21 protein-coding genes are annotated in these 22,560 nt (G+C 69.0%); 16 read left to right on the forward strand and 5 right to left on the reverse strand.

Annotation, left to right across the window (positions count from 1 at the left end; all coding sequences use genetic code 11):
- Positions 1 to 13: 13 nt before the first annotated feature.
- On the reverse strand, positions 14 to 1,219 hold the full coding sequence (locus LEL84_RS04655; RefSeq protein ID WP_226513439.1) for a hypothetical protein: 1,206 nt from the start codon (positions 1,217 to 1,219) through the stop codon (positions 14 to 16).
- An 88-nt stretch (positions 1,220 to 1,307) separates the two neighbouring features.
- Here LEL84_RS04655 and LEL84_RS04660 point away from each other — a divergent pair, with 88 nt between their 5' ends.
- From LEL84_RS04660 to LEL84_RS04675, 4 genes are read left to right on the forward strand one after another with little or no spacing between them, the layout of a single operon-like run.
- Positions 1,308 to 1,724, forward strand: coding sequence for an META domain-containing protein (locus LEL84_RS04660; RefSeq protein ID WP_226514243.1), 417 nt, complete (start codon positions 1,308 to 1,310; stop codon positions 1,722 to 1,724).
- Positions 1,721 to 2,704 (forward strand): malate dehydrogenase, encoded by a 984-nt coding sequence (locus tag LEL84_RS04665; RefSeq protein ID WP_226513440.1) that lies wholly within the window; start codon positions 1,721 to 1,723, stop codon positions 2,702 to 2,704. Before LEL84_RS04660 ends, LEL84_RS04665 begins: the two co-directional genes overlap by 4 nt.
- Before the next feature lie 11 nt (positions 2,705 to 2,715).
- Positions 2,716 to 3,546 carry a polyphosphate kinase 2 gene (gene ppk2 / locus LEL84_RS04670; RefSeq protein WP_226513441.1) on the forward strand — a complete coding sequence of 277 codons (831 nt, stop codon included), beginning with the start codon at positions 2,716 to 2,718 and terminating at the stop codon, positions 3,544 to 3,546.
- Positions 3,546 to 3,842 carry a DUF503 domain-containing protein gene (locus LEL84_RS04675; RefSeq protein WP_058253180.1) on the forward strand — a complete coding sequence of 99 codons (297 nt, stop codon included), beginning with the start codon at positions 3,546 to 3,548 and terminating at the stop codon, positions 3,840 to 3,842. Before ppk2 ends, LEL84_RS04675 begins: the two co-directional genes overlap by 1 nt.
- On the opposite strand, the gene LEL84_RS04680 is transcribed toward LEL84_RS04675, so the two are convergent.
- Positions 3,823 to 4,410, reverse strand: a complete 588-nt coding sequence (locus LEL84_RS04680) for a mismatch-specific DNA-glycosylase (RefSeq protein ID WP_226513442.1) — start codon at positions 4,408 to 4,410, stop codon at positions 3,823 to 3,825. The two genes, LEL84_RS04675 and LEL84_RS04680, sit on opposite strands and share 20 nt — an antisense overlap.
- A 40-nt stretch (positions 4,411 to 4,450) precedes the next feature.
- Complete coding sequence (locus LEL84_RS04685; RefSeq protein WP_068972447.1) at positions 4,451 to 4,819, reverse strand: VOC family protein; 369 nt, start codon at positions 4,817 to 4,819, stop codon at positions 4,451 to 4,453.
- A 112-nt stretch (positions 4,820 to 4,931) separates the two neighbouring features.
- On the opposite strand from LEL84_RS04685, the gene LEL84_RS04690 reads away from it, so the two are divergent.
- From LEL84_RS04690 to LEL84_RS04735, 10 genes are all read left to right on the forward strand, one after another.
- On the forward strand, positions 4,932 to 8,132 hold the full coding sequence (locus LEL84_RS04690) for a BTAD domain-containing putative transcriptional regulator (protein ID WP_226513443.1): 3,201 nt from the start codon (positions 4,932 to 4,934) through the stop codon (positions 8,130 to 8,132).
- Between the two features lie 121 nt (positions 8,133 to 8,253).
- On the forward strand, positions 8,254 to 9,681 hold the full coding sequence (locus LEL84_RS04695) for an FAD-binding oxidoreductase (protein ID WP_226513444.1): 1,428 nt from the start codon (positions 8,254 to 8,256) through the stop codon (positions 9,679 to 9,681).
- 57 nt (positions 9,682 to 9,738) lie between these two features.
- Positions 9,739 to 10,152: a hypothetical protein gene (locus LEL84_RS04700; protein WP_226513445.1), complete on the forward strand. Its 414-nt coding sequence runs from the start codon at positions 9,739 to 9,741 to the stop codon at positions 10,150 to 10,152.
- A 116-nt stretch (positions 10,153 to 10,268) separates the two neighbouring features.
- Positions 10,269 to 11,897, forward strand: a complete 1,629-nt coding sequence (locus LEL84_RS04705; RefSeq protein ID WP_226513446.1) for an FAD-dependent monooxygenase — start codon at positions 10,269 to 10,271, stop codon at positions 11,895 to 11,897.
- An 89-nt stretch (positions 11,898 to 11,986) separates the two neighbouring features.
- Positions 11,987 to 13,294, forward strand: a complete 1,308-nt coding sequence (locus LEL84_RS04710) for a polysaccharide pyruvyl transferase family protein (protein ID WP_226513447.1) — start codon at positions 11,987 to 11,989, stop codon at positions 13,292 to 13,294.
- Between the two features lie 67 nt (positions 13,295 to 13,361).
- Positions 13,362 to 14,561 (forward strand): serine hydrolase domain-containing protein, encoded by a 1,200-nt coding sequence (locus LEL84_RS04715; protein ID WP_226513448.1) that lies wholly within the window; start codon positions 13,362 to 13,364, stop codon positions 14,559 to 14,561.
- 28 nt (positions 14,562 to 14,589) lie between these two features.
- Positions 14,590 to 15,075, forward strand: coding sequence for a PPOX class F420-dependent oxidoreductase (locus LEL84_RS04720; protein WP_065629830.1), 486 nt, complete (start codon positions 14,590 to 14,592; stop codon positions 15,073 to 15,075).
- Positions 15,076 to 15,106: 31 nt separating this feature from the next.
- The gene (locus tag LEL84_RS04725; protein ID WP_068972177.1) at positions 15,107 to 16,105 is read left to right on the forward strand and encodes a daunorubicin/doxorubicin resistance ABC transporter ATP-binding protein DrrA; all 999 of its coding nucleotides are present in this window, start codon (positions 15,107 to 15,109) and stop codon (positions 16,103 to 16,105) included.
- Positions 16,102 to 16,905, forward strand: coding sequence for an ABC transporter permease (locus LEL84_RS04730; RefSeq protein ID WP_226513449.1), 804 nt, complete (start codon positions 16,102 to 16,104; stop codon positions 16,903 to 16,905). Before LEL84_RS04725 ends, LEL84_RS04730 begins: the two co-directional genes overlap by 4 nt.
- Positions 16,906 to 16,915: 10 nt before the next feature.
- Positions 16,916 to 17,545, forward strand: a complete 630-nt coding sequence (locus LEL84_RS04735; protein ID WP_065629880.1) for a GyrI-like domain-containing protein — start codon at positions 16,916 to 16,918, stop codon at positions 17,543 to 17,545.
- Positions 17,546 to 17,574: 29 nt separating this feature from the next.
- Here the strand turns inward: LEL84_RS04735 and LEL84_RS04740 are convergent, their stop codons facing one another.
- Positions 17,575 to 18,606, reverse strand: coding sequence for an LLM class flavin-dependent oxidoreductase (locus LEL84_RS04740; RefSeq protein ID WP_226513450.1), 1,032 nt, complete (start codon positions 18,604 to 18,606; stop codon positions 17,575 to 17,577).
- 130 nt (positions 18,607 to 18,736) lie between these two features.
- Here LEL84_RS04740 and poxB point away from each other — a divergent pair, with 130 nt between their 5' ends.
- A complete protein-coding gene (gene poxB, locus LEL84_RS04745) occupies positions 18,737 to 20,473 on the forward strand; it encodes a ubiquinone-dependent pyruvate dehydrogenase (RefSeq protein WP_226513451.1) in 1,737 nt (578 codons plus the stop codon).
- Here the strand turns inward: poxB and LEL84_RS04750 are convergent.
- Positions 20,470 to 21,120, reverse strand: coding sequence for an MBL fold metallo-hydrolase (locus LEL84_RS04750; RefSeq protein ID WP_226513452.1), 651 nt, complete (start codon positions 21,118 to 21,120; stop codon positions 20,470 to 20,472). The two genes, poxB and LEL84_RS04750, sit on opposite strands and share 4 nt — an antisense overlap.
- A gap of 139 nt (positions 21,121 to 21,259) precedes the next feature.
- Between LEL84_RS04750 and LEL84_RS04755 the strand changes: the two genes are divergently transcribed.
- Positions 21,260 to 22,519 (forward strand): oxygenase MpaB family protein, encoded by a 1,260-nt coding sequence (locus LEL84_RS04755; RefSeq protein ID WP_226513453.1) that lies wholly within the window; start codon positions 21,260 to 21,262, stop codon positions 22,517 to 22,519.
- Positions 22,520 to 22,560 lie beyond the last annotated feature (41 nt).

Below are 22,560 nucleotides of genomic sequence, written 5' to 3' on the forward strand. Positions count from 1 at the left end.
AGCGCCCAGTCGGTCACACCTTCGGCGTCCCCGCTTCCAGCGCCCTCCGCGTGACCGCCTGCAGTTCGGCCACCGCCGCTTCGGGCGGATGCAGCACCCCGCGATCGGTCATCGTGGTGACGATGTCGCGGACGCGGCCGTAGTACGTCGCTTGCTCGGCCGGCGTGCTGCTGGCGGCGGCGTGGTTGTAGAGCTTGAGCGCGCGATCGAGGTCGTCCTGATCGGTCTGCTCCAGGTAGCTTGCGCCCACCCGCCGGCCGTTCTTCTCGCAGGCGATCCAGGCCCGCCGCAGTCTGGCGACGGACTGCTGGTAGGCGTCGGCGCGCGAGCGGTTGCCCGGGTAGTCGTCGGTCCGCAGAGCCATCGCCTCGTCGAGCGCGAGATGGAAGGTCTGCGTCTGTTCGACCGTCACGTCGGTCACGGCCGGATACCTCAGCAGCATGGCGGGATCGAGTTCGTAGGTTCCGTAGGCGCCGAGGACCTCGTCGTGGCGACGCGCCGCTTCCTCCCACAACCGTTGCGCCGCTTCGTCAGAGCCCGCGTCGGCGATCCGGGGCCCGCCGGATGCGGGTCGGGTCAGGTCGACCGGTTCGTCCGGCGGGGCACTCGCCGCTGCCGCCCGTGACCCGGCCGGCGTCGGGGCGCCCTTCTTCTTCGTGGCGATGCGTTCCGGCGCGTGCCGCCGGAGCCGGGCCAGGATCTCCGCGACCGCCGGGTCTCCTTCGACGACGGCGACCCGCCAGAACTCCGTCTCGGGCGCGTCCTCGGACCCGTCCGGTGGCGTCCGGTCGGCGGGAACGGGCTCACCGTCCCGGCTCGCGAAGGTGAGTTTCAGGTACTTCTGTCCGACGACAGTCAGGTGACGCGCACGCTCGCCGGCCATCTCCGAAGTCGCGTCCGCCGGCCCGCCCACGGCCACCGTGACGAGCGAGTCGAGCGGGTACCCGACGAGTGTGCGGTCCTCGTTGCCGAAGTAGACCGTGTCGTCGTCGACGGTGAGCAGGACGGCGCCTCGTTCGCCGAGCCGGCCGTAGGCCGCTCCGAGCAGCGATGCCACGATGGCCCCACCGACCACCGCCGACGTGATCAGACCGTCGACGCCGGCGATGTTGAGGGTCACGAGCGCGATCATCGCGACGACCATGAGAACCCAGGCTGCGGTGGCCGAGCGGTGGTGGCGACCGGTCAGGTACTCGGTCCGACACGTCACCGGGACCATGGATCCCCCACATTCGTCATATCCATCCCCTGTCCGGTCGGCTACCGTTGTGCACGTGAGTTCCGGCGAACACCGCATCAGCTTACGCATGACCCTGCTGCTCAGCGCACTGATCGTGGCGCTCGGCACGACGATCGTTGGTGTCGGGTCCGCTGCCGCCGCGCCACCGGCTCCCGCCTTCGTGGGCAAGACCTACACCTCGACCGCGGTGGCCGGGGAGCAGATCCCCGGTGGCGGACCGCTGGAGGTCAGTTTCCCCGCCGCCAACCGGATCGCACTGTCGGCCGGCTGCAACCGACACATCGGCGACCTCCGCGTCGACAACTCGCTGTTGCGCCTGGGTTCCCTCGCCTCGACGATGATGGCCTGCCCCGGGCCGCGCGCCGAGGCCGACACCTGGGTCACCGAGTTCACGAAGGAACCGCTGACCTGGTATTCGGTCGGCCACTCCCTCATCCTCGTCGGCCCCGCGGCGCAGGTCCTGTTGACCGAGAAGCCGGCATGAACCGGCGGATACCGGTGACGGTGACCGTGACGGGTGCCGCCGGCAGCATCGGATACGCCAGCGTCTTCCGCATCGCCGCCGGCGCGATGCTCGGCAAGGATCAGCCCATCGCCCTGCGCCTTCTCGAGTTGCCGCAGGCGGTCTCCGGCGCAGTGGGCACCGCGATGGAACTCGACGACGGCGCGTTCCCCCTCCTGAAGTCCGTCGACGTCCTCGACGATCCGCGCAAGGCGTTCGACGGGGCGAGTTTCGGTCTGCTCATCGGGGCCCGTCCGCGCACCAAGGGCATGGAGCGCGCCGACCTGCTCGCCGCCAACTCCGACATCTTCGCCGCTCAGGGCTCGGTCATCAACGACGTTGCCGCCGATGACATCCGGGTGATCGTCGTCGGCAACCCCGCCAACACCAACGCCGCGGTCGCCGCCGCCAACGCGCCCGAGGTCCCGGCCGACCGGTTCACCGCCCTGACCCGCCTCGACCACAACCGCGCCATCGCCCAGTTGGCCCGACGCACCGGCGCGGGCGTCGACGAGATCAGCCGGGTCACCGTGTGGGGCAATCACTCCGCCACCCAGTACCCCGACATCTTCCATGCCCGGGTCGGCAGCCGCAGTGGGTCGGACATCGCCGCGGACCGCGAGTGGCTCGTCGACGACTTCATCCCGACCGTCGCCCGGCGCGGCACCGCGATCATCGAGGCCCGCGGACAGTCGTCGGCGGCCTCGGCCGCGAACGCCACCATCGACCACGTCCATGACTGGGTTCTCGGTACACCGCCGGACGACTGGACGTCGGTGGCGCTGCCGTCGCCGGGTGTCTACGGCGTGCCCGAGGGACTCGTCTGCTCGTTCCCGGTCCGCTCGGTCGATGGCCGATGGCAGATCGTGGAAGGACTCGACATCAACGACTTCTCCCGTGCGCGGATCGACGCGTCGGTCGCCGAACTGCAATCCGAGCGCGAGGCCGTCGGCACCCCGTAGTCTTTCTGTCCATGTCGAAGAAGGACAAGCCGAAAAAGGCCAAGATCGCCAACGAGGTCTATGAAGCGGAGCTGTTCCGGTTGCAGACCGAACTCGTGAAGCTCCAGGAGTGGGTCCGCGAGAGCGGCGCTCGCGTGGTGGTCATCTTCGAAGGACGCGACGCCGCGGGCAAGGGCGGGACGATCAAACGCATCACCGAGTACCTCAGCCCGCGGATCGCGCGGGTCGCCGCACTGCCGGCGCCGACGGATCGCGAACGCGGACAGTGGTATTACCAGCGCTACGTCGCACATCTGCCCGCGCCCGGCGAGATCGTCCTGTTCGACCGGTCCTGGTACAACCGCGCCGGCGTGGAGAAGGTCATGGGTTTCTGCACCCCCGAGGAGCACTCGCGGTTCCTGCGGCAGACCCCGATCTTCGAGCAGATGCTCATCGACGACGGCATCCTGCTGCGCAAGTACTGGTTCTCGGTGTCCGACGACGAACAGCTCAAGCGGTTCCGGTCACGCATGAACGACCCTGTGCGGCAATGGAAGCTGAGTCCGATGGATCTCGAGTCGGTGTACCGGTGGGAGGACTACTCGCGCGCCAAGGACGAGATGATGGTCCACACCGACACCGCGCTGAGTCCCTGGTACGTCGTCGAATCCGACGTGAAGAAGCATGCTCGCCTGAACATGATCTCGCATCTGCTGTCGACCATCGAGTACGCCGAGGTCCCCCGCCCCCGCGTGTCCCTGCCCAAGCATCCGATCGAGTCGGGCAACTATCACCGCCCGCCGCGCTCGCTGTCCAAGTACGTACCCGACCACGTGGCGACGCTGATCCGCACCGACCACTGATGTGGATCGGGTTCTGCGAGTTCGACTATCTGCTCGGTGACGTGCACTCGCTGAAACAGAAGCGGTCCGTGGTGCGACCGATCGTCGCCGACCTGCGCAAGCGGTACACGGTCTCGGCTGCCGAGGTCGGACACCTCGACGTCCATCGGCGAACCGTCATCGGGGTCAGTGCGGTGGCCGCCGACCGCGGACATGTCGTCGACGTGCTCGACGCCGTCGAACGTTCTGCGGCAGCCCATCCCGAAGTCGAGTTGCTGTCGGTGCGACGCCGGGTCGTCAGCTCGGAGGACTTCTGAGGTCGTCGACGACCCCGGCGGCAGCCGCGGCCCGGCGGTAGGCGGCCGCGAGGGACTCGACCGTCTCGTGCGCGTTCAGTCCGCTCGGGTTGGGGACCACCCAGAGTTCGGCCCCGTCCCACGTCTCGTCCTGCCGCCCCGGCACGGCATCGCGGCGCCCGAACGCGCTGCGATACGCGGTGATCCCGGCGACCGCGACAACCCGTGGGCGGATCTCACGAACCCGTTCGCGCAGGCGGCGTCCCCCCTCGCGGAACTCCTCGACGGTCAGTTCGGCGGCGGTCGCGGTGGCGCGTGGCACGACGTTGGTGATCCCCACGCCGCGGTCGAGCAGCATCGTCCGGTCGGCGTCGGACATGCCCGTCGATGCGTCGATCACGTGGTCGACGATGCCGGCCCGGGCGAGCGCCGGGTAGAACCGATTGCCGGGCCGGGCGAAATGCGCACCGGTGGCCGCGGTCCACAGGCCGGGGTTGATGCCGACGAACAGCAGCTTGCAGACCTCGCCCACGAGGTCGTCGACGGTGCGGTCTCGGTAGGCGAGCAGGTCGGCCCGGGTGAATCCCATCAGGCACACCGGGTATCCGGCCGGGCGATGCGGGAACGCGTCAGGATGCCGTCTCCGCACCGTGTCGGGCCGACACGCAGAACTGGTTGCCGTCGGGGTCGGCGAGCGTCACCCACACGAAGCCGGGCATCTCACGATCGGCGATCCGGCTCGCGCCCGCCGCCACGAGTCGATCCACCTCCGTCTCGAGATCGTCGGTGGTCAGGTCCAGATGGATGCGGTTCTTGCCGGGTGTGGGGTCCTCGACCTGCTGGAACGCGAACAGCGGCCCGCCCTCCCCGACCGCGACGACGACGAAGTAACCGTCGTTGTCCTCGACGATGCGGCCGCCGAGCTGCTCGGCCCACCACGTCGCCAGGGGCGCGGGCGCGAGTGCGTCGACGGTGATCATGCCCAGTGCGAGACTCATGCCTGCCAAGCTACTCCCGGCCACCGACATCCCCGGGCGGTCGCGGGCAGATCGTCGGCACGTTCGCCGCTAGCCGCCCGGACGGACCCGATCACCACTTACACTCACGCTGATGCTCGAAATCTCCTACACGGTCTTGGGCGGCCTCGGGGCTCAGATCGGTTCCGACCCCGTCGAACTCGGCACGCGCAAGCAGCGGGCGACACTCGCCCAGCTGATTCTCGCCGAGGGTGTTCCGGTGCGCGCCGACAGTCTGATCGAGGGCATCTGGGGCGATTCGCCTCCGGAGCGCGCCGAGGTGTCGCTCCAGTCCTACATCTCGGGCCTGCGCAAAGTCCTCGAGCCGCATCGAAAGCCTCGGACTCCCTCCACGGTCCTGCTCACCCACGGGACGGGGTACAGCCTCCCGACGGCCGCCGACAACGTCGACGTGCGCAGGCTGACCGCCCGGGTCGGCGATGCTCGTGCATTGATGCAACAGGGCGACGCGGCGGGTGCCGCACCGCTGCTGCACCAGGTGCTCGCCGACTATCGTCCCCTGCTCCCCGAGTTCGAGGGCCTCGCCTTCCGGGACGAGGCCGCCGATCACCTCGACCGCATGCTGCAGGCGGCGCGGGAGATGTCCTTCGAGGCCCGCATGGCCGACGGCGACCACCGCCTGCTCGTCACCGAACTGGAGACCGAGGTCGAACGCGCGCCGCTCGACGAGGGCTTGTGGGTGCTGTTCGCCACCGCCCTCTACCGACTCGGCCGTCAGTCCGACGCACTCGGGGCGATCGCCACCGCCCGCCGGACCCTCGCCGAGGAGATCGGCGTCGACCCGGGACCCCGTCTCCGCACCCTCGAACGCGACATCCTCGACCACGCTCCGCATCTCGACGCCCCGGCCGCCACCGCCGCGGGCAAGGTGACGCTTGCGCCGGACGTCCCGGCACCGGGCCCGCGGACGTCGGCGCAGGCGACGACGGACGAATCGGTCGACGACGCCGACCTCGACGACGCCCCGTCGGTGGTCGGCCGGACCGACGAACTCGCCGCATTGCATCGGGCGGTGCTCGCCTCGATGACAGGACACGGCGGCGTGGTCGTGGTCGAGGGCGAACCGGGCGCGGGCAAGACCGCGCTCATCGACGAAGCCGGCCGTCGGGCCGCGGGCGCCGCCGATCTCCGGGTGCTGTGGGGGCGCTGCGTCGACGACCCGGCCGCACCCTCGATGTGGCCGTGGGTGCAGATCCTCGGTGCGGTCCTCCCCCGGCTCGATCCCGCCGATCGGGAACGACTCCTCGACAGTTCACTCGGCCGGATGGTGACCGAGGGCGTCAACGTGATCCCGCCGCCCCGGCAGATGCCGGACGCGGCCGCTCGATTCCAGTTCTACGACCAGGCCGCCGATCTCCTCGAGGGGGTGGCCGCGACGTCGAAGCTGATCATCGTGCTCGACGATCTGCAGTGGGCCGACGGTGCGTCTCTGGAGTTGTTCGCGCACATGGCCGCCCGACGCACCGCGGGGGTCACGTTCTTCGCCTCGTTGCGTTCGCCGTCGAACCGGCCCGTCGTAGCCACCACCCTGGCGACGCTTGCCCGGTTGCCGGAGCATCGCCGCCTCCACGTCGGCCCGCTCGGCGGCGACGACATCTCCGAGCTCATCCGGCGCGAGACCCGGCAGTGGCCGGAGGTCGCCACCGTGTCGTCGATCCAGCGACGCACCGGAGGCAACGCCTTCTTCGTGCGCGAGCTCGCCCGCATCCTGGCCGACCGCGGGTCCATCGCGGGCAGCGCCGTCCCGTCCGGCATCCGTGATGTGGTGCGCCAGCGACTGGTCGGCATGTCCGCGGCGACGACCGAACTACTCGAACTCGCGTCCCTCATCGGGACCCGCGTGGACCTGGTCCTGCTGGCGACCGCCGCGAAGCGCCCGGTGGACGAGGCGCTCGACCTCCTCGAACCCGCGGGCGAGGCGGGTGTCATCGATCTCGGACCGGAGGATCCGTTCGGATTCGGCTTCAGTCACGACATCATCCGGGAGGCGATCGCGGACGGCATCGCCGCCATGCGCGCACGGCGACTGCATCTCGCGATCGCCGACGCCCTCGCCGGCAACTCCTCGCCGCATGCCGTGGCGAGAGTCGCGCGGCATCTGTGGTCCGCCGGGCCGCTGGCCGACCGTGAGCGCACCACGACCGCCCTCCTCGCGGCGGGAAACATCGCGCTGCGCACCTACGATTTCGACGGGGCGCGCCGGCATCTCGGGGATGCGGCGACGCTCGCCCGCGCGACCGGCGACCAGCAGGCGGAGCTCGTCGCGATCACCACCCAACTGGCCGGAGACGTCGCGGCGCACGGGTACTTCGCCGCCGATCCCGAGCTACAGGACCGCGCCCGTGTACTCGCCTCCGCCCTCGGCGACGCCCGGCTCCTAGCCACCCTCGACTACGCCCGCTGTGCGGCCCACATCCAGATCGCGGATGCACACACCGGGCACCGTCTCGCGGAGGATCTGCGTCGGCGCGCCGAGAGATCCGACGACCCGGTCGTCACCCATCTGGGCATGCACGCCGCCGGCATCGACGAGTTCACACGCGGCAATTTCGGTGCGGCGCACCGCATCTTGGAGGACTATGCGCCGATCGACGTCGTCGTCGACGGTCTCCGCGACGATCAGCTCGCGATGGCCCGCGGTTTCCGCGCCTGGGCGGCGACCGTGCATCGCGGTGTCGACGCCGGCCGAGACCTCTTCGCCGCGATGGCCGATGCCCATGCCGATCCACGGTCCCGGCTCGCCATGGCCATCTTCGCCGTCGGCGCGGCGTCGATGCTCGGCGACACGAGGTGGGTTCTGGACGCGGGCCCGGCCATCACGTCCGACGGCGTCGGGCCCCTCGCCTACCTCCGTCGCGGCGGAGAACGCATGTACTGGTGGGCGCGCGCCCTCACCGGCGACCTCGACGACGCCCTGGAGCACATCGACCGACTGGGTGCCGACGAGGTCGGCATGGAGGATCACCCGCGGACAGGTGAGGGCTACTGGCTGGGTCTGCACGCCGAGGTCCTCGTCGTCGCCGGCAAGCTCACCGACGCCGCCACACTGCTCGACCGGGCCGACGACTTCGCCGACCGCACCGGTGAACGCTATGCCGACGCCCACCGCCTCCTCGTCCGCGCACGTTACGAGTACGCCAACGGGCGTCCGGCGTCCGTGGTCGGCGCCACGCTGGCGACCGCGCGCGACACCGCCCTCGCCCAGGAGGCGGCCGGGTTGATCGGACGGATCGATTCGCTGGCCACGACCTGGGGTCTGACGTCCCCGACCTGAGTCGCCAAGTCCGCCTCAAGTCGCCTTCAAGCGCCGTCGGCGACCCTGGTCAGGACTCCGGCGTCGTCCGGAGCCCGACGAATTCCGCCGGATCGTTCCGGCCGCGACCGAGGACCTGCCGATGCCCGCAACACCCGCCTCCTCCCTGCCCGAGCACGCCGAGCGCCTCACCGTCCGGACCCGTACCTCGGTCCTCGCGCAACTACGCGACCGGATCGCCGGCGACGTCTTCGGCCCCGGCGATGCCGGCTACGTCGACGCGCGATCCGGCTTCAACCGGCTCGACGTGCACCGCCCGGCCGTGATCGCCGTGCCCGACAATCATTTCGACGTGGTCGAGGCGGTCCGCTTCGCCGTCGAGGAAGATCTACGCGTCGCCGTCCAGGCGACCGGTCACGGCACGGGGAGACCGGCCGACGGCGGACTGCTGATCAACACCTCCCGGCTCTCGTCGGTGAGCGTCGACCCCGTCACCCGGACCGCCCGGGTCGGCGCCGGCGCCCCATGGCGAACGGTCGTCGACGCGGCGGCGCCGTACGGTCTCGCGCCACTGATGGGCTCGGCCGGCGGGGTCGGGGCGGTCGGTTACACGCTCGGGGGCGGTTTCGGCTGGCTCGGTCGACGCCACGGCCTCTCGTCCGACCGCGTGCTCTCGTTCGACCTGGTGACTCCGGACGGGACACCGATCCGGGTCACCGATACCAGTTTCCCGCACCTCTTCTGGGCGTTGCGCGGCGCCGGCGCCGGCGGTCTCGGTGTCGTGACGTCCATGGAGATCGCGCTCGTCGAGGTGTCGACCGTGTACGCCGGCAACCTCTTCTATCCGGCCGCCGACGCCGAGGAGATCATCCGCCGGTTCCGCGACTGGGCGCCCGCCCAGTCCGAGGAGCTGACGTCGGCCGTCGCGATTCTCAACCTCCCACCCACGGACGACGTCCCGGCGCCGCTCCGCGGCCGGAGCTTCGCCGTCGTGCGCGGCTGCTGGTCCGGGGATCTCGACGCCGGTCGCGCGGTCGTCGACGAATGGCGCGAGTGGCGGACGCCGGTCGTCGACATGTGGGGTGCGCTGCCGTTCGCGGCGATCGACGCCGTCAGCATGGACCCGACCGAGCCGATGCCGGTGATGGTCACCACCGAATGGTTCGACGATCTCCCCGACGAGGCCGTCGACATCGTCGCCGCGCGGGTCCGGCCGGCCCCGGCGTCGGCGCCGCTCATCGTGTGCGGCGAGATCCGCCACGCCGGTGGAGCGATCGCTCGCAGCGCGGACAACGCGCCCAACGATCGGGGGCGACAGGGCCGGTTCCTACTCGAACTCGTTGCGGCGGTGGCTGATCCGCACGTCGCATTGGCCGTCGAGTCGACGTTGCGGGTGACCCGCGCCGAGCTCGAGCCCTACGTGACCGGCGCCGCCTACCTCAACTTCACCTCGGGCTCCGAACGCGTCGCCCGGGCCGCGGACGCGTTCAGCGCGGACAACCGTCGCCGGCTCGACGAGATCAAGGCCGCCCTCGACCCGGCGAATCGCTTCTGTCACGGCGACCTGTGATCGGCCGATCGGACAGCGCACTTGCCCCGGGTGGCCGGATGTGGACTGATGGTCGGCATGTCTGAACCGTCCGGACCCCGGCACGATCGCACCCCAAACGACCGGCCCCTGCTCGTCGTGGACGCCGCCAACGTCGTGGGTTCGGTGCCCGACGGGTGGTGGCGCGATCGCCGCGGAGCCACCGAACGGTTGCGGACGCGTCTCGAGTCCGTCGCCGTCGGCGGACTCGAAGGACTGCCGGGGCCACTCGAGGTGGTGCTGGTCGTCGAGGGTCGGGCCCGCGGTGTCGTGGCGAGCGAACAGGTCCGAATCGTCGACGCGCCGGGTTCGGGGGACGACACGATCGTCGGCGTCGTCGCGGATTCGGATCCTCGTCGCGAGCGCATCGTGGTCACCGCCGACCGTGAATTGCGGGCCAGAGTCGCGCAACTCGGCGCCCAGACGATCGGCCCCGCCGCCATCCCGAGATGACCGGGGCCGGAATCGACCGTCGTCTTGACGTCCGATTTCTCCGTTCTGGTGCGGTGGGATGGCACCCGCCCGATAATCCTCAGAGTGTCGGCGACTGCCGACAACGGGAGGATTCCATGACCGAAGTCGATGTCCTGATCGCCGGCGCCGGCCCCATCGGCTTGACCGCCGCCATCGAGCTGCGCAGGCGCGGAGTTCGCGTGCGGATCGTCGATCCGCTCCTCGAACCCCCGCAGTACGCCAAGGCGGTCGGCATCCAACCGCGGACGCTCGAGGTCTTCGAGAGCATGGGCGTCGTGGGACAGGTGCTCGACGCCGGGCTCGAGATGCGCGGACAACTCGTCTACGTCAACGGAAGTCAGGTCTCGCGGGTCGATCTGTCGACGCCACCCGACGTGCCTTACCGATTCCACCTGCTCCCCCAGTACGCGACCGAGCGCATCCTCCGTGAGCGCCTGACCGATCTGGGTACCGAGATCGACCGGGGCACCGCCGTGTCCGCGTTCGACCAGGACGCGGACGGGGTGACCGTGACCCTGACGGGTCCGGACGGGGACACCACCATCCGTGCGGGCTATCTGCTCGGCGCGGACGGCGCCCACAGCGTGGTGCGCAAGGGACTCGGACTGTCCTTCGAAGGGGCCGCCTTCACCGAGCAGTACATGCTCGGCGACGTCGTGGCGGACTGGTCGATGCCCCAGGGGTACGCGATCCGCTCGATGCACCAGACCTCAGACGGCACGACCGACGACCAGCTGGTGTGCATCCCCCTTCCCGGCCGCGGCCGCTACCGGATGTCGATGCTCGTCCCCGACGAACTCGCGGTCGCACCGACCACCGGCGGAGACGGTGTGGCGCACGGTTTCGAGGGAACCCGGGCGCCGGAACTGTCCCACATCCAGGCCGTGGTCGACCGCCTCGCACCGGAACCCGCGACGGTGTCGAACCTGCGCTGGTCCTCGGTGTTCCGGATCAGTCACCGCATCGTCGATTCCTACGGTCGTGGACGCGTGTTCGTCGCCGGCGACGCCGCCCACATCCACCCGCCCACGGGTGCGCAGGGGATGAACACCGGCGTGCAGGATGCACACAACCTCGCCTGGAAGCTCGCCCTCGCCGTCGCGGGTGTCGGCTCCGACGGGCTGCTCGACAGCTACGACCTCGAACGTCGGCCCGTCGGTGAGGAGGTCGTGGGACGCACGGTCCGGGACGCCCGCGAAGGCATCGGCACCGATTCCAACGACTTGGACTTCATCATGCGGCGCGAGGGCCAATTGCTGATCTCCTACGCCGACAGTCCGCTCGTCGCCGGGTCGGCGGTACCCACGGCGCCGGCCGCGCCGCGTGCCGGTGAACGCGCACCGGATGCCGCCGGCCTCAGCCGCGATTCCGTCAATTTCCCGCTGCGACTGTTCGACGTGATCGGCGGCGTCGACCATTCGCTCGTCCTGTACGCCGACCCCACCGCCGGCGCCGACGAGGTCGCGGTACTCGAATCACTCGCCGACGAGATGTCGGCGAAAGCGCACGGCCACATCGACATTCATGTGATCGCTGCGCCGACCGCGCAGGTCGGCAGCACCGAACTACCGCTGCTCCGGGACACCGACGGCCGCTTCGCCGACGGCTACCGCCCCGACGGTTCGACGGTGTTCGTCATCCGGCCCGACGGGTATGTCGGGTACCGCGGGCCGACCACCGACGGCAAGGCCGCGCTGCGTCATCTCGAGGGCACCTTCGGGTAGCGGCGGCACCTCGTACCGGCGCGCGGCCGTGTCGTTCGATCTCTGTCCGGCCGGGGCCACCGGCCGCGCACGCCGTAACCTTGGGGATCGTGACCAGCAGACCGGCACCCAACCGCCCCCTGTTCCGGGCCGCGGGCGTGCTCGCCGACCGCATCGGCACCTCGGTCCGGCAGCGCTCCGCCGAGTCGCGTCTCGGCCGCGCGATGGGTGCCGGCGAGGTGATCTACCTGGTGGCGCCGGCCGGCCACCCGAACTACGGCGACGAACTGATCGCGAGAACCTGGTTGCGGCACCTGACCCGGGTGCGTCCGAATGCCACGATCGTGCTGGACTGCCACAGCCCGGGCACAGCCACGACGCTGCTGCGCGATGCCCACCCGAACATGCTCGTCGTCGACACGCTGTGGCAATTGACCACTTACGCCGCGGAGGCCGAACAACCGGCGCCCTGGGAGTGGGTCGGCGCCGCCGCCCTCGACTCCGGTCTGGCGCCGCGACTGACCGCCGGGATCGACCTCCTGGAGTCGGCGACCACCATCCACCTCCTGGGCGGCGGCTATCTCAATACCGTGTGGCCACACCATGTCTCGTTGTTCGTCGCAGCTGCTGCGGTGGCCCGGCGCTCCGGCGCGCGCCTCGCCGCGACGGGACAGGGACTCGTTCCCGCGCTGCAGGGCCCCGCGTGGGCGGCGTTGACCGAGGCGTTCGCCGCATTCGACGTCGTGGACGTGCGCGACACCGCGTCGTACGACGTGCTCGACGGCGTCGTCGGCGCACGGCATTCCGGCGACGACGCGTGGCTGGCCTTGCACCGACCGCGACCTCCGCTGTATCGCGAGATGGATGCACCGGCCGAGAACGGCGTCGTCCTGTGCTTGCAGTCCGATCTCACGGAGCGGTTCACCGGACCGCGGGCGACCGGCGTCGAAGCCCTGTCCGACTTCGTGCGGGCGACGCTCGACGCCTGGGACGTACCCGGTTCGGCGGTCACCGTCGTCGAGGGAATTCCAGGGCACGACAACGAGGTTCCCTACCGGCTCGGCGCGCGTCTGGCCGGCGCCACCGTGCTCACCTTCCGCGACGTCTGGAACGACGGGCTGCCCGCCGGACACCGCAGCACCTGGATCAGCACCCGGTTCCACCCGCACCTGATGGCCGCGGCCGCCGGCGATCCCGGGATCGCGGTGGTGGCGATGCCGGGTTACTACACCACCAAACATCGATCACTGGTCGAGGCCGGCTCGGACTGGACCGTGGTGGATTCCGGTACGTCCGTCCCGGAGCGGCCGCACGGGCGGGGTTTCGACCCGGCGGCGCGGGAGCGGGCCGTCGCCGCGAAGCTCGCCACGGCCGTCGACATCTACCCGGTCTCGCCGGCGCTGGCGCACCGCATCTGACACCCCGGACGTTGTCCCATTTGCGCCAATTCGCCTCGGTACGCCGACCTGCCGTTAGAGTGACCACATGAGCCGAAACCCCGTGCGCGCCAAGGCCCTCCTCCGCATGGTGACGATCGGTGCAGCGGCCGTACTCGGCCTCGCCGCATGCTCACCCTCGGAGACGGCATCCGGTGCGGGATCGTCGAGTGCAGCGCCCGGCTCGGGTCAGACGACCTCGGTGCCGGCCGACACCGCGGCGGCGTTCCAGAAGGCGATCGACGACACCCGGGCCGCCGGGAATCTCCCCGGCGTCATCGCCCGGGTCATCTCACCGGCCGGAACCTGGACGGGGACATCCGGGGTCCGGGCGGCCGGCGGGGACGATCCCATCCAGACGGCCGATCACACCCGCATCGGCTCGCTCACCAAGACGATGACCGCAACCCTGCTGCTGCAGCTTGTCCAAGAGGGCCGCGTCTCGCTCGACGACCGCATCGACAGGTTCGTCCCGGACGCCCCCAACGGCAGCGCGACGCTGCGCCAGGTCGCCGACATGACCAGCGGCATCCCGTCGTACACCGCGTCCGAGTCCTTCGACCGGAAGTTCTTCGCCGACCCCGAATCCGTCTGGACGCCCACCGAACTGGTGGACACCGCGAAGGCGCTGCCACCGAGCTTTCCGCCGGGGCAGGGCTGGGAGTACTCCAACACGAATTACGTCCTGCTGGGCCTGGTCATCGAGAAGGTGCTGGCGAAACCCATCGGCGAGGTGTTCGCCGACCGGATCTTCACCCCCTTGGGCATGGACGAGTCCTCGTGGCCCGGCGGGTCGGTCGAGATCCCCGATCCACATCTCGACGGCCTCACCGATCAGGGTCAGCCCGACGGGCAGACGGTCGACTCGACGCGCTGGAATCCGTCCTTCGCGTCCACCGCCGGTGCCGTCATCTCGACCGTCGACGACCTCCAGACCTGGGGTGAGGCCCTGTTCACCGGGCAGGGCGTCCTGAATCCGGCGACCCAGCAACTGCGCCGGGATTCGATTCTCACCTCGCCGCCGCCGAACACCGCCACCTCCGGATACGGCATCGGTATCGGCAACCGCGACGGATGGTGGGGTCACGACGGTGACTTCCCCGGCTACAACACCTCGTTGTTCCACAACTACGATTCGGACACGACGATCATCATCGTGATCAACACCGACGACGCGATGACGGTCGACGGCAAGTCGACGACCCCCGTCAGCGCCGTCCAGGCCGGCCTCATCGCCGCGCTGCCCTGAGACCCCGGTCCCGGCGTAAGGTCGGCGCATGGCCAGAACAGTCGCGAAAGCCGATGGTGTCGACCGTGCCGAACTGCTGGAGTTCATCCGGCCGCGCCACCACATGATCCTCAATACCGTCCGTTCCAACGGCAGCCCGCAGATGTCGCCGGTCACCGGTGGGGTCGACGAGCAGGGCCGCATCGTCATCTCGACCTATCCCGGCCGGGCGAAGGCGGCGAACCTCCGGCACACGCCGGTGGCCAGTGTCGTGGTGCTCTCCGACGACTTCAACGGCGCCTGGGTCCAGGTCGACGGTGATGCCGAGGTCCTCGACATGCCCGAGGCCGAGGACGCGCTCGTCGACTACTTCCGCAGCATCTCCGGTGAGCACCCCGATTGGGACGAGTACCGAGCAGCGATGCGAACACAGGGCAAGTCGCTGATCCGCATCACGCCGACGAGGTGGGGTCCGGTGGCCACCGGCGGATTCCCCGCCGAGGTCGCGGCCCGGCTCGACGCGCAGGACCGATGAGCGCACCGGCCCGCCGGACGGACCCGATCGGTTGACCACCGGCGCCGACATCGAGATCCGCGGGTTGACGAAAAGCTATGGCGGACATCGCGTTCTCGACGGCATCGATCTCGAGATACCCGCCGGCAGCGTGACCGCCCTGCTGGGGCCGAACGGTTCCGGCAAGACCACGACCGTCGGCATCGCGTCGACCCTGTTCCCCGCCGACTCGGGGACGGTGACGATCGGCGGATACGACACGGTCGCGCAGACGCGTGCGGTGCGCGCGATGATCGGTGTCACCGGCCAGTCGGTCGCGGTCGACGAGTTGTTCAGCGGGCGGGACAATCTGGTGCTCATGGCCGACCTACGACGGCTGGGCAGACGCAACGGACAGGCCCGCGCCCAGGAGTTGATCGAGCAGTTCGATCTGGTCGCGGCCGCCGACCGCGCGGTGTCGACCTACTCCGGCGGCATGCGTCGGCGCCTCGATCTCGCCATGACCCTGGTGTCCATTCCGCGAGTGATCTTCCTCGACGAACCGACCACGGGTCTCGACCCCAGGAGTCGACGGATGCTGTGGGAGACCATCTCCCGGCTCGCCGCCGAAGGCGTCACGATCTTCCTCACCACGCAGTACCTCGAGGAGGCCGACCAGCTCGCCGACCGCATCGCCGTCCTGGACCACGGCCACATCGTGGCCGAGGGCACCGCCGCCGAATTGAAGAGCCGGGTGCACGACTCCGAGGTGCGCCTGACCTTCGCCGACCGCGACTCCTTCGACAAGGCGGCCTCGCTTCTGCCGGATGCGCGTCCGGTTCCCGAAGCACGACGCCTCGACATCGCGACCGACGACACCGTCACCACTGTCCGGACCACCTTGAACCAGCTGGAGGCCGCCGGCATCACGGTCACCGACGTCGGTGTCCATGCCCCGACCCTCGACGATGTGTTCTTCGCGCTCACCGGCAATCCCGCTTCCGCGGCCGCCGATGCCGACATCGGCGAACCCGGTGCCACCGACCCGGATCCGTCCGGAGCCGCCTCATGACGACCCTGGCACACTCGGTGTCGGATTCGCGGATCATGGTCCGCCGCAACGTTCGGCGGCTCATCAAGTTCCCGGTGCTCACCGTGATGCTGGTCGGCATCCCGGTGGTCTTCCTGCTGCTGTTCGTCTTCGTGTTCGGGGGCCAGCTCGGCGCCGGGATGACCACGCAGTCCGGCGACAGCGGGCGGGCCGCCTACCTCGACTATGTGGTGCCCGGGATCGTGCTGGTCACCGTCGCGTCGGCGGTTCAGGGCACCGCCATCGTCGTTGCCATGGACATGACCTCGGGGATCATCAACCGCTTCCGCACCATGGATATCGCTCGCTCCGCTGTCCTCACCGGTCACGTACTCGCCAGCCTCCTGCAGGCGCTGTTCAGCATCGTCGTGGTCCTCGCCGTCGCGGTCGGTATCGGATTCCGGCCGTCGGCCGGTCCGCTCGACTGGCTGGGCGCGCTCGGCGTGACTTCCGTGTTCTCCGTCGCGCTGATCTGGCTGTCGGTCTATCTCGGGCTGGCGGCCAAGAGCGTCGAGACCGCCAGCAACACACCGATGTTCCTCACGATCCTGCCGTTCCTCAGCACGGGTTTCGTACCGGCCGAATCCCTACCCGCCGGCCTGAGACAATTCGCCGAGTATCAGCCCTTCACCCCCGTCATCGAGGTCCTGCGCGGAACCCTCACCGACGCCCCGGTCCCCACCGCGAGTGTTGTCGCCTCGCTCGCCTGGAGTCTCGCCATCGGCGGGGCCGCGTACTTTCTCGCGCTCCGAACCTATGAGCGGCGACGCATTCCCGGATAGTGTCGAGGGCGTGCCCGAGAAGGTGGACTTCAAGAAGACGCTCGACTCGTACAAGGCGCGGCGCGGCCAGTTCCGCATTCTCGACGTTCCGGCCATGCGCTACCTGATGATCGACGGATCGGGCGACCCCAACTCGACACCACAGTTCGCGGCGTCGATCGAGACGCTGTATCCGGTTGCGTACAAGCTGAAGTTCGCAAGCAGTCGTGAACTCGGCCGTGACTACGTCGTCCCGCCACTCGAGGGGCTCTGGTGGGCCGACGACATGAGCACCTTCACCGGCGCCCGGGACAAGGGCCGCTGGAGTTGGACCCTCATGCTGATGGTCCCCGAGTGGATCGGCGAGGATCTGCTCGACGCCGCTGTTCGCGAGGCCGGCGCGAAGAAGCCGCCGCCGCGTCTCGCCGATCTACGCACGGAGTCGTTGGCCGAGGGGTCGTGTGTTCAGACGCTGCACCACGGGCCGTTCGACGACGAGGGGCCGGTGCTGGCCGAGATGCACGATCGGTTCATACCCGACAACGGCTTACGTATGTCGGGCCGTCACCATGAGATCTACTTCAGCGACTTCCGCCGAGTAGCTCCCGAGAAACTTCGGACCCTGCTGCGTCAACCGGTCGAGTCCACCATCGTCCCGTAGCGAAAGATGGTTCATCGCAGAGTTTCTCGTCACGAATTCCCGGTGGCCGGCGTCCATCCGAGTACCGGTCCGAGCTGCCCGGCGAGATCACCCACGATCTGCAGGTAGTCCGGCTCGTCGAAGGAGAACGGCAATGCGAAGGCCACCTCGGTGGCGCGTTGGAATCCCGCGTGCTCATACAGTCTGTCGGCGAGTTCATCGGACGGTCCGACGAGGTCCGGCGAGAACAGGAGGCCCCGCGGGCCCTGCGGGGTGAGCGTGCGCTCGAACCGACTGTCGGCATACGCCCGGTACTTGCGGATCTGGTCCGCGGTCGCGGAATCCGTGGGGATCACCACGAGCCCTTGGGACACGCGCGCACGGTCGGGATCGACGTGATGGGCACGGTAGGCGTCGATGTGTTCGGCCTGGATGGTCGCGAAGTCGCGCGACTCCGTGCCCTCGGTGGTCACCACCGACGAGGTCAGATAGTTGATGCCTTGCCGGCCCGCCCAGATCGCCGAGCTCAATCCACCTCCGTACCAGACCCGATCGGCGAGACCCGGCGAATGCGGTTGCACCCGTCGGGAGAACGTCTCTATCCCGACGGTGCCCTCGAAGTCGCTGACGGGTTCGCCCCGCAGGTTGTCCAAAAGCCTCACCACCCGGTCCTTCGAGAAGTTCTCCAGCGCATGGGTTTCGGGGTACAGCGCGGTCTTGAAGTCGTCGTAGCGCATCGGCACACCGACGGAGACCCCCGGGTTGAGCCGTCCCCCGCTGAGGATGTCGACCGTCGCCAGGTCTTCGGCCAGCCGCAGCGGATTCTCCAGACCGAGCGGGATCACCGCGGTACCGAGCTCGATGCGACTGGTGCGCACCGCCGCGGCCGCCAGCAGGGCCACCGGCGAGGAGATGCCGTACTGCAGATGCCGGTTGCGCACCCACACGCTGTCGAAGCCGAGTTGTTCGGCCAGCTCGATCATCCGCAGCGTCTCGAGGTGGCCGGGGCGCGGGTCGTCACCGTCGAAGCGTCCGATCGTCAGGAAACCGAGCTTCCGGAGTGGTTCACCGCGTCGTGGCATGCAATCGATTCTCACACCGTCTGGCAGCGGAGACATGTCGGCGAATCAGGGTGGGTCGAATTCTTCGGAGGTCACACCGGCGCGCCGCGTCTATAGTCGGGGCACACCGCCGCCGACCGAACGGATCGTTATGCCGCCCACAGTCGCGGAGAGGATCGTCGAGGAACTCGAGCGCGCCGGAGTCCGGCACGTCCACGGGTTGCCCGGTGATTCACTCAACGGTTTCACCGATGCCCTGCGGAGAAACGACACCATCTCATGGCGGCATGTGCGACACGAGGAGTCGGCGGCGTTCGCCGCGTCCGCCGAAGCCGCGCTCACCGGTGAACTCGCGGTGTGCGTGGGAAGTTGCGGGCCCGGCAACCTGCACCTGATCAACGGACTGTTCGACGCACACCGCAGTCGTGTCCCGGTCCTGGCGATCGCCGCGCACATCCCGGCGACGGAGATCGGCACCGGCTACTTCCAGGAGACCCACCCCGAGCAGCTGTTCCGGGAATGCAGCGCCTTCTGCGAGATGGTCGGCACGCCCGACCAGATGCCGCGCCTGCTCGACATCGCCCTGCGCACCGCGGTCGAGAAACAGGATGTGGCGGTCCTCGTCATCCCGGGCGAGACCTTCCTGGCGCCGTGCCCGAAACGGCGCGCCGGCGCCCCCATCCGCCGTATCCCGCGGGTCACCCGGCCCACCGATGCCGAGATCGACCGCGCCGCAGACACTCTCAACGCCTCCGAGCGCGTGACTATTCTCGCCGGGGCGGGGGTGCAGGGGTCTCACGACGAGGTCGTCGAGCTCGCCCGTGCCCTGCAGGCCCCCGTCGTGCACGCGTTGCGGGGCAAGGAATTCATCGAGTACGACAACCCCTACGACGTGGGAATGACCGGGCTGCTAGGCTTCTCGTCCGGATACCGGGCGATCGAGAAGTGCGACACACTGCTCATGCTGGGCACCGACTTCCCCTATGAACAGTTCTATCCGTCGAAGGCGACCATCATCCAGGTCGACATCCGTGGCGAGCAGATCGGTCGACGCTGCCCCGTCGACCTGCCACTCGTCGGCGATGTCGGCGACACCGCCCGAGCGCTCCTGCCGAAAATCTCCACCGGCCGCGACTCCGAACACCTGTCGACCTCGTTGGCCCACTACGCCACGGCACGGCGCCGCCTCGACGACCTCGCCGACAACGACCGCAACCGGGCACCGATCCACCCGCAGTACCTGACTCGCCTGATCAGCGAGAAAGCCGACCGCGACGCGGTGTTCATCCCCGACGTCGGTTCACCGGTGGTGTGGGCGGCGCGCTACCTCGAGATGAACGGGGCCCGTCGCCTGATCGGCTCGTTCACCCACGGCTCGATGGCCAATGCCGTGTCCCAGGCGATCGGCGCACAGACCGCCTTCCCGGACCGCCAGATCGTTGCGCTCGCCGGCGACGGCGGGCTCGCGATGCTGCTCGGCGAGCTGCTGACCATCACGCAGAACAACCTGCCGGTGAAGATCGTCGTCTTCGACAACTCGTCGCTGAACTTCGTCGAGGTCGAGATGAAGGCGGCCGGATTCGTCAACTACGGAACCGATCTGGAGAATCCGGACTTCGCCGCGCTGGCGGAGTCGCTCGGTATCCACGGTCGGCGCGTCGAGCGGCCGGACGACCTGGCCGGTGCGGTTGACGAGTTCCTCGCCCACGATGGTCCGGCGCTGCTCGATGTCGTCACCGCTCGCCAGGAGCTGTCCATCCCGCCGACGATCACCGCCGCCCAGGCCAAGGGCTTCACGCTGTACGCGCTCCGCACCGTACTGTCCGGACGCGGCGACGAACTGGTCGACCTCGCCGAGACCAATCTCTTCCGGCGGCTGTTCGACTAGGCGTTTCGGTCCGCAGCCACCTGCAGGCCGAGAATCGCTTCGGTGACACCGGCTGTCCAGGTGGACGTGTCGACACGGTGAACGGCCGACTCCCCCGCATACGCGCTCGATATGACGACGTCCGGGGCGAGCGTCGCCAGCAGTTGCAGGCTCGTCGCGAGTTGCTCCGCATCGCTGATGCCCGGGAGATACCCGGCGGTCCACCGCCCCGACTCGCTTCGATAGAGGGTGTCCCCGGTGAACAGGTAGCGGTCGCCGTCGGCGCCGTGCACCAGGTAGCTCGTGCTACCCGGGGAATGGCCGGGTGTCGGGATCGCCTCGACCCCGTTGCCGTCCGTGTGCCGGTCCGCGAGCCCCACCCCGATCCGCGCGTAGCGGCCGATCCGGTCCGCTTCGGCGGCAGGAGCGTGCAGTGTCGTCCCGAATCGTTCGTTAATCGCGGCCAGCAGCGGCCCGGCCTCATCATGATGCGACAGATATTGCTCGTCGATCCCGCCCAGGCGGTAGAGCTCATCGAACTCGGAATCCGACGCAACCGAGTAGAAGAGGACGTTTCGAGCCGACCTCCACAGGTAGGCATGCGTGGTCAGTCCCGGGAACGGGTTGTCGGAGCTGGTCTCCCACAGGTCGGCGAATACGCGGCGCATCGATACCTCCACGAGTTGGTTGGATGTCCCACCACGGTGCAACTTCGAGTTCACTTGAAGTCAAGACTCCGTCGCCGACTGGTCAGCGGAGCACCGCGGGTGATACACATCTAGGAATCCGTCTCACGTCAGGAGTCCTGTGTCCACCTCGCCGTCACCCGATACTCCTGCCTTCCCGGCGGCGGTCGCCTACGAGTCCGCGATGACCAACCGGCGTCTGCGAGGCGTCCGGGGGCTGGTACGGCAGTTCACCCGCAAAGACCTTTTCCCGGAGCCGGAGAACCTCCGCACCTTCGCCGAGGACATGTTCCGCACCGATCCCGTGGCCGAACGTTTCGTCGACGAGGTCTACGGCACGCTGGGCGGCGAGGCGGCCCGGGCCCTGCTCGATCAGGCACTCACCGACGGCCTGGACAGCATCGACGATCCCCCGCCGGCACTGGTCGACCTGTTCGAGGAATTCGAGATGGTGCCCTACTGGGTCGACCCCGAGCTGATCGCGGAGGGCGAGGCCATCTGGCGCCGGTGGGGTACCGGGCTGTTCAGCGTCGCCGGGGGGATCACCCTGGAGATGTACACCGAGGCCGCGGTCGCGAAACCGCTCTCGCTGGCCGGGGGCTATGCGGGCGACAACGCTCTGCGCCGGTTCCTGGAGACCTCGCGTTTCTGGATCGACGTCTCGCAACCCGACGCGTTGCTCACGCCGGGGTCGGAGGGTCGTGCGACGGCGATGCGGGTACGCATCATGCACGTGTGGGTCCGGCGCACCGTCGCCGAACACCCGGAATGGGACCGCCAACGCTGGGGCGACCCGATCAGTCAGTCCTATCAACTACTGACCCTGCTGGGCGGCAGCGTGGTGCCCGCGATGGCGCTGTGGCTGACCGGAGTTCAGACGACACCCCGCGAGATCCGCGTTCTGCTGCACTATCAGCGCTACCTCGGCCACCTACTCGGGGTGCGCACGCAGTGGTATCCGGAGACGATCGCCGACTCGTTGCGATTGCTGGCCTTCGTCACGTCCACCCGCACCCACGACGCCGGGGCCGACGGCGCAGAGCTCATCGAGTCGTTCCCGGCCGCGTTCGCGAAGAGCGGGTCGACCGGCTTGCAGCGGTTGCGCGGCACATACAACGCGGCGATGTACGCGGCGTACTCGAGCATCTACATGCTGCCCACGACGCGGCTGCGCTACCGGATGCCCAGTCCGGTTCCGGGGATGCTCGTCATCGTGCTCCGACTACCGGTGGTGATCGTCGTCGAAACCACCCGTCGACTCTCACCTCGATTCCGTCGACTTCACGAGAAGTGGATGTGCCGCCATCGGGAGAACTGGCACGACTGGCAGACCTCGGGTCGCCCGGCCGAGTACGCCCACGGGAAAGGTCTCCGGCGCTGACCGCGGCGTCGGAGAGTTACTCCGGAGTTGGACTCGAATGC

The organism is Gordonia sp. WA4-43 (assembly GCF_020520305.1).
Taxonomy (GTDB): Bacteria; Actinomycetota; Actinomycetes; order Mycobacteriales; family Mycobacteriaceae; genus Gordonia; species Gordonia hongkongensis.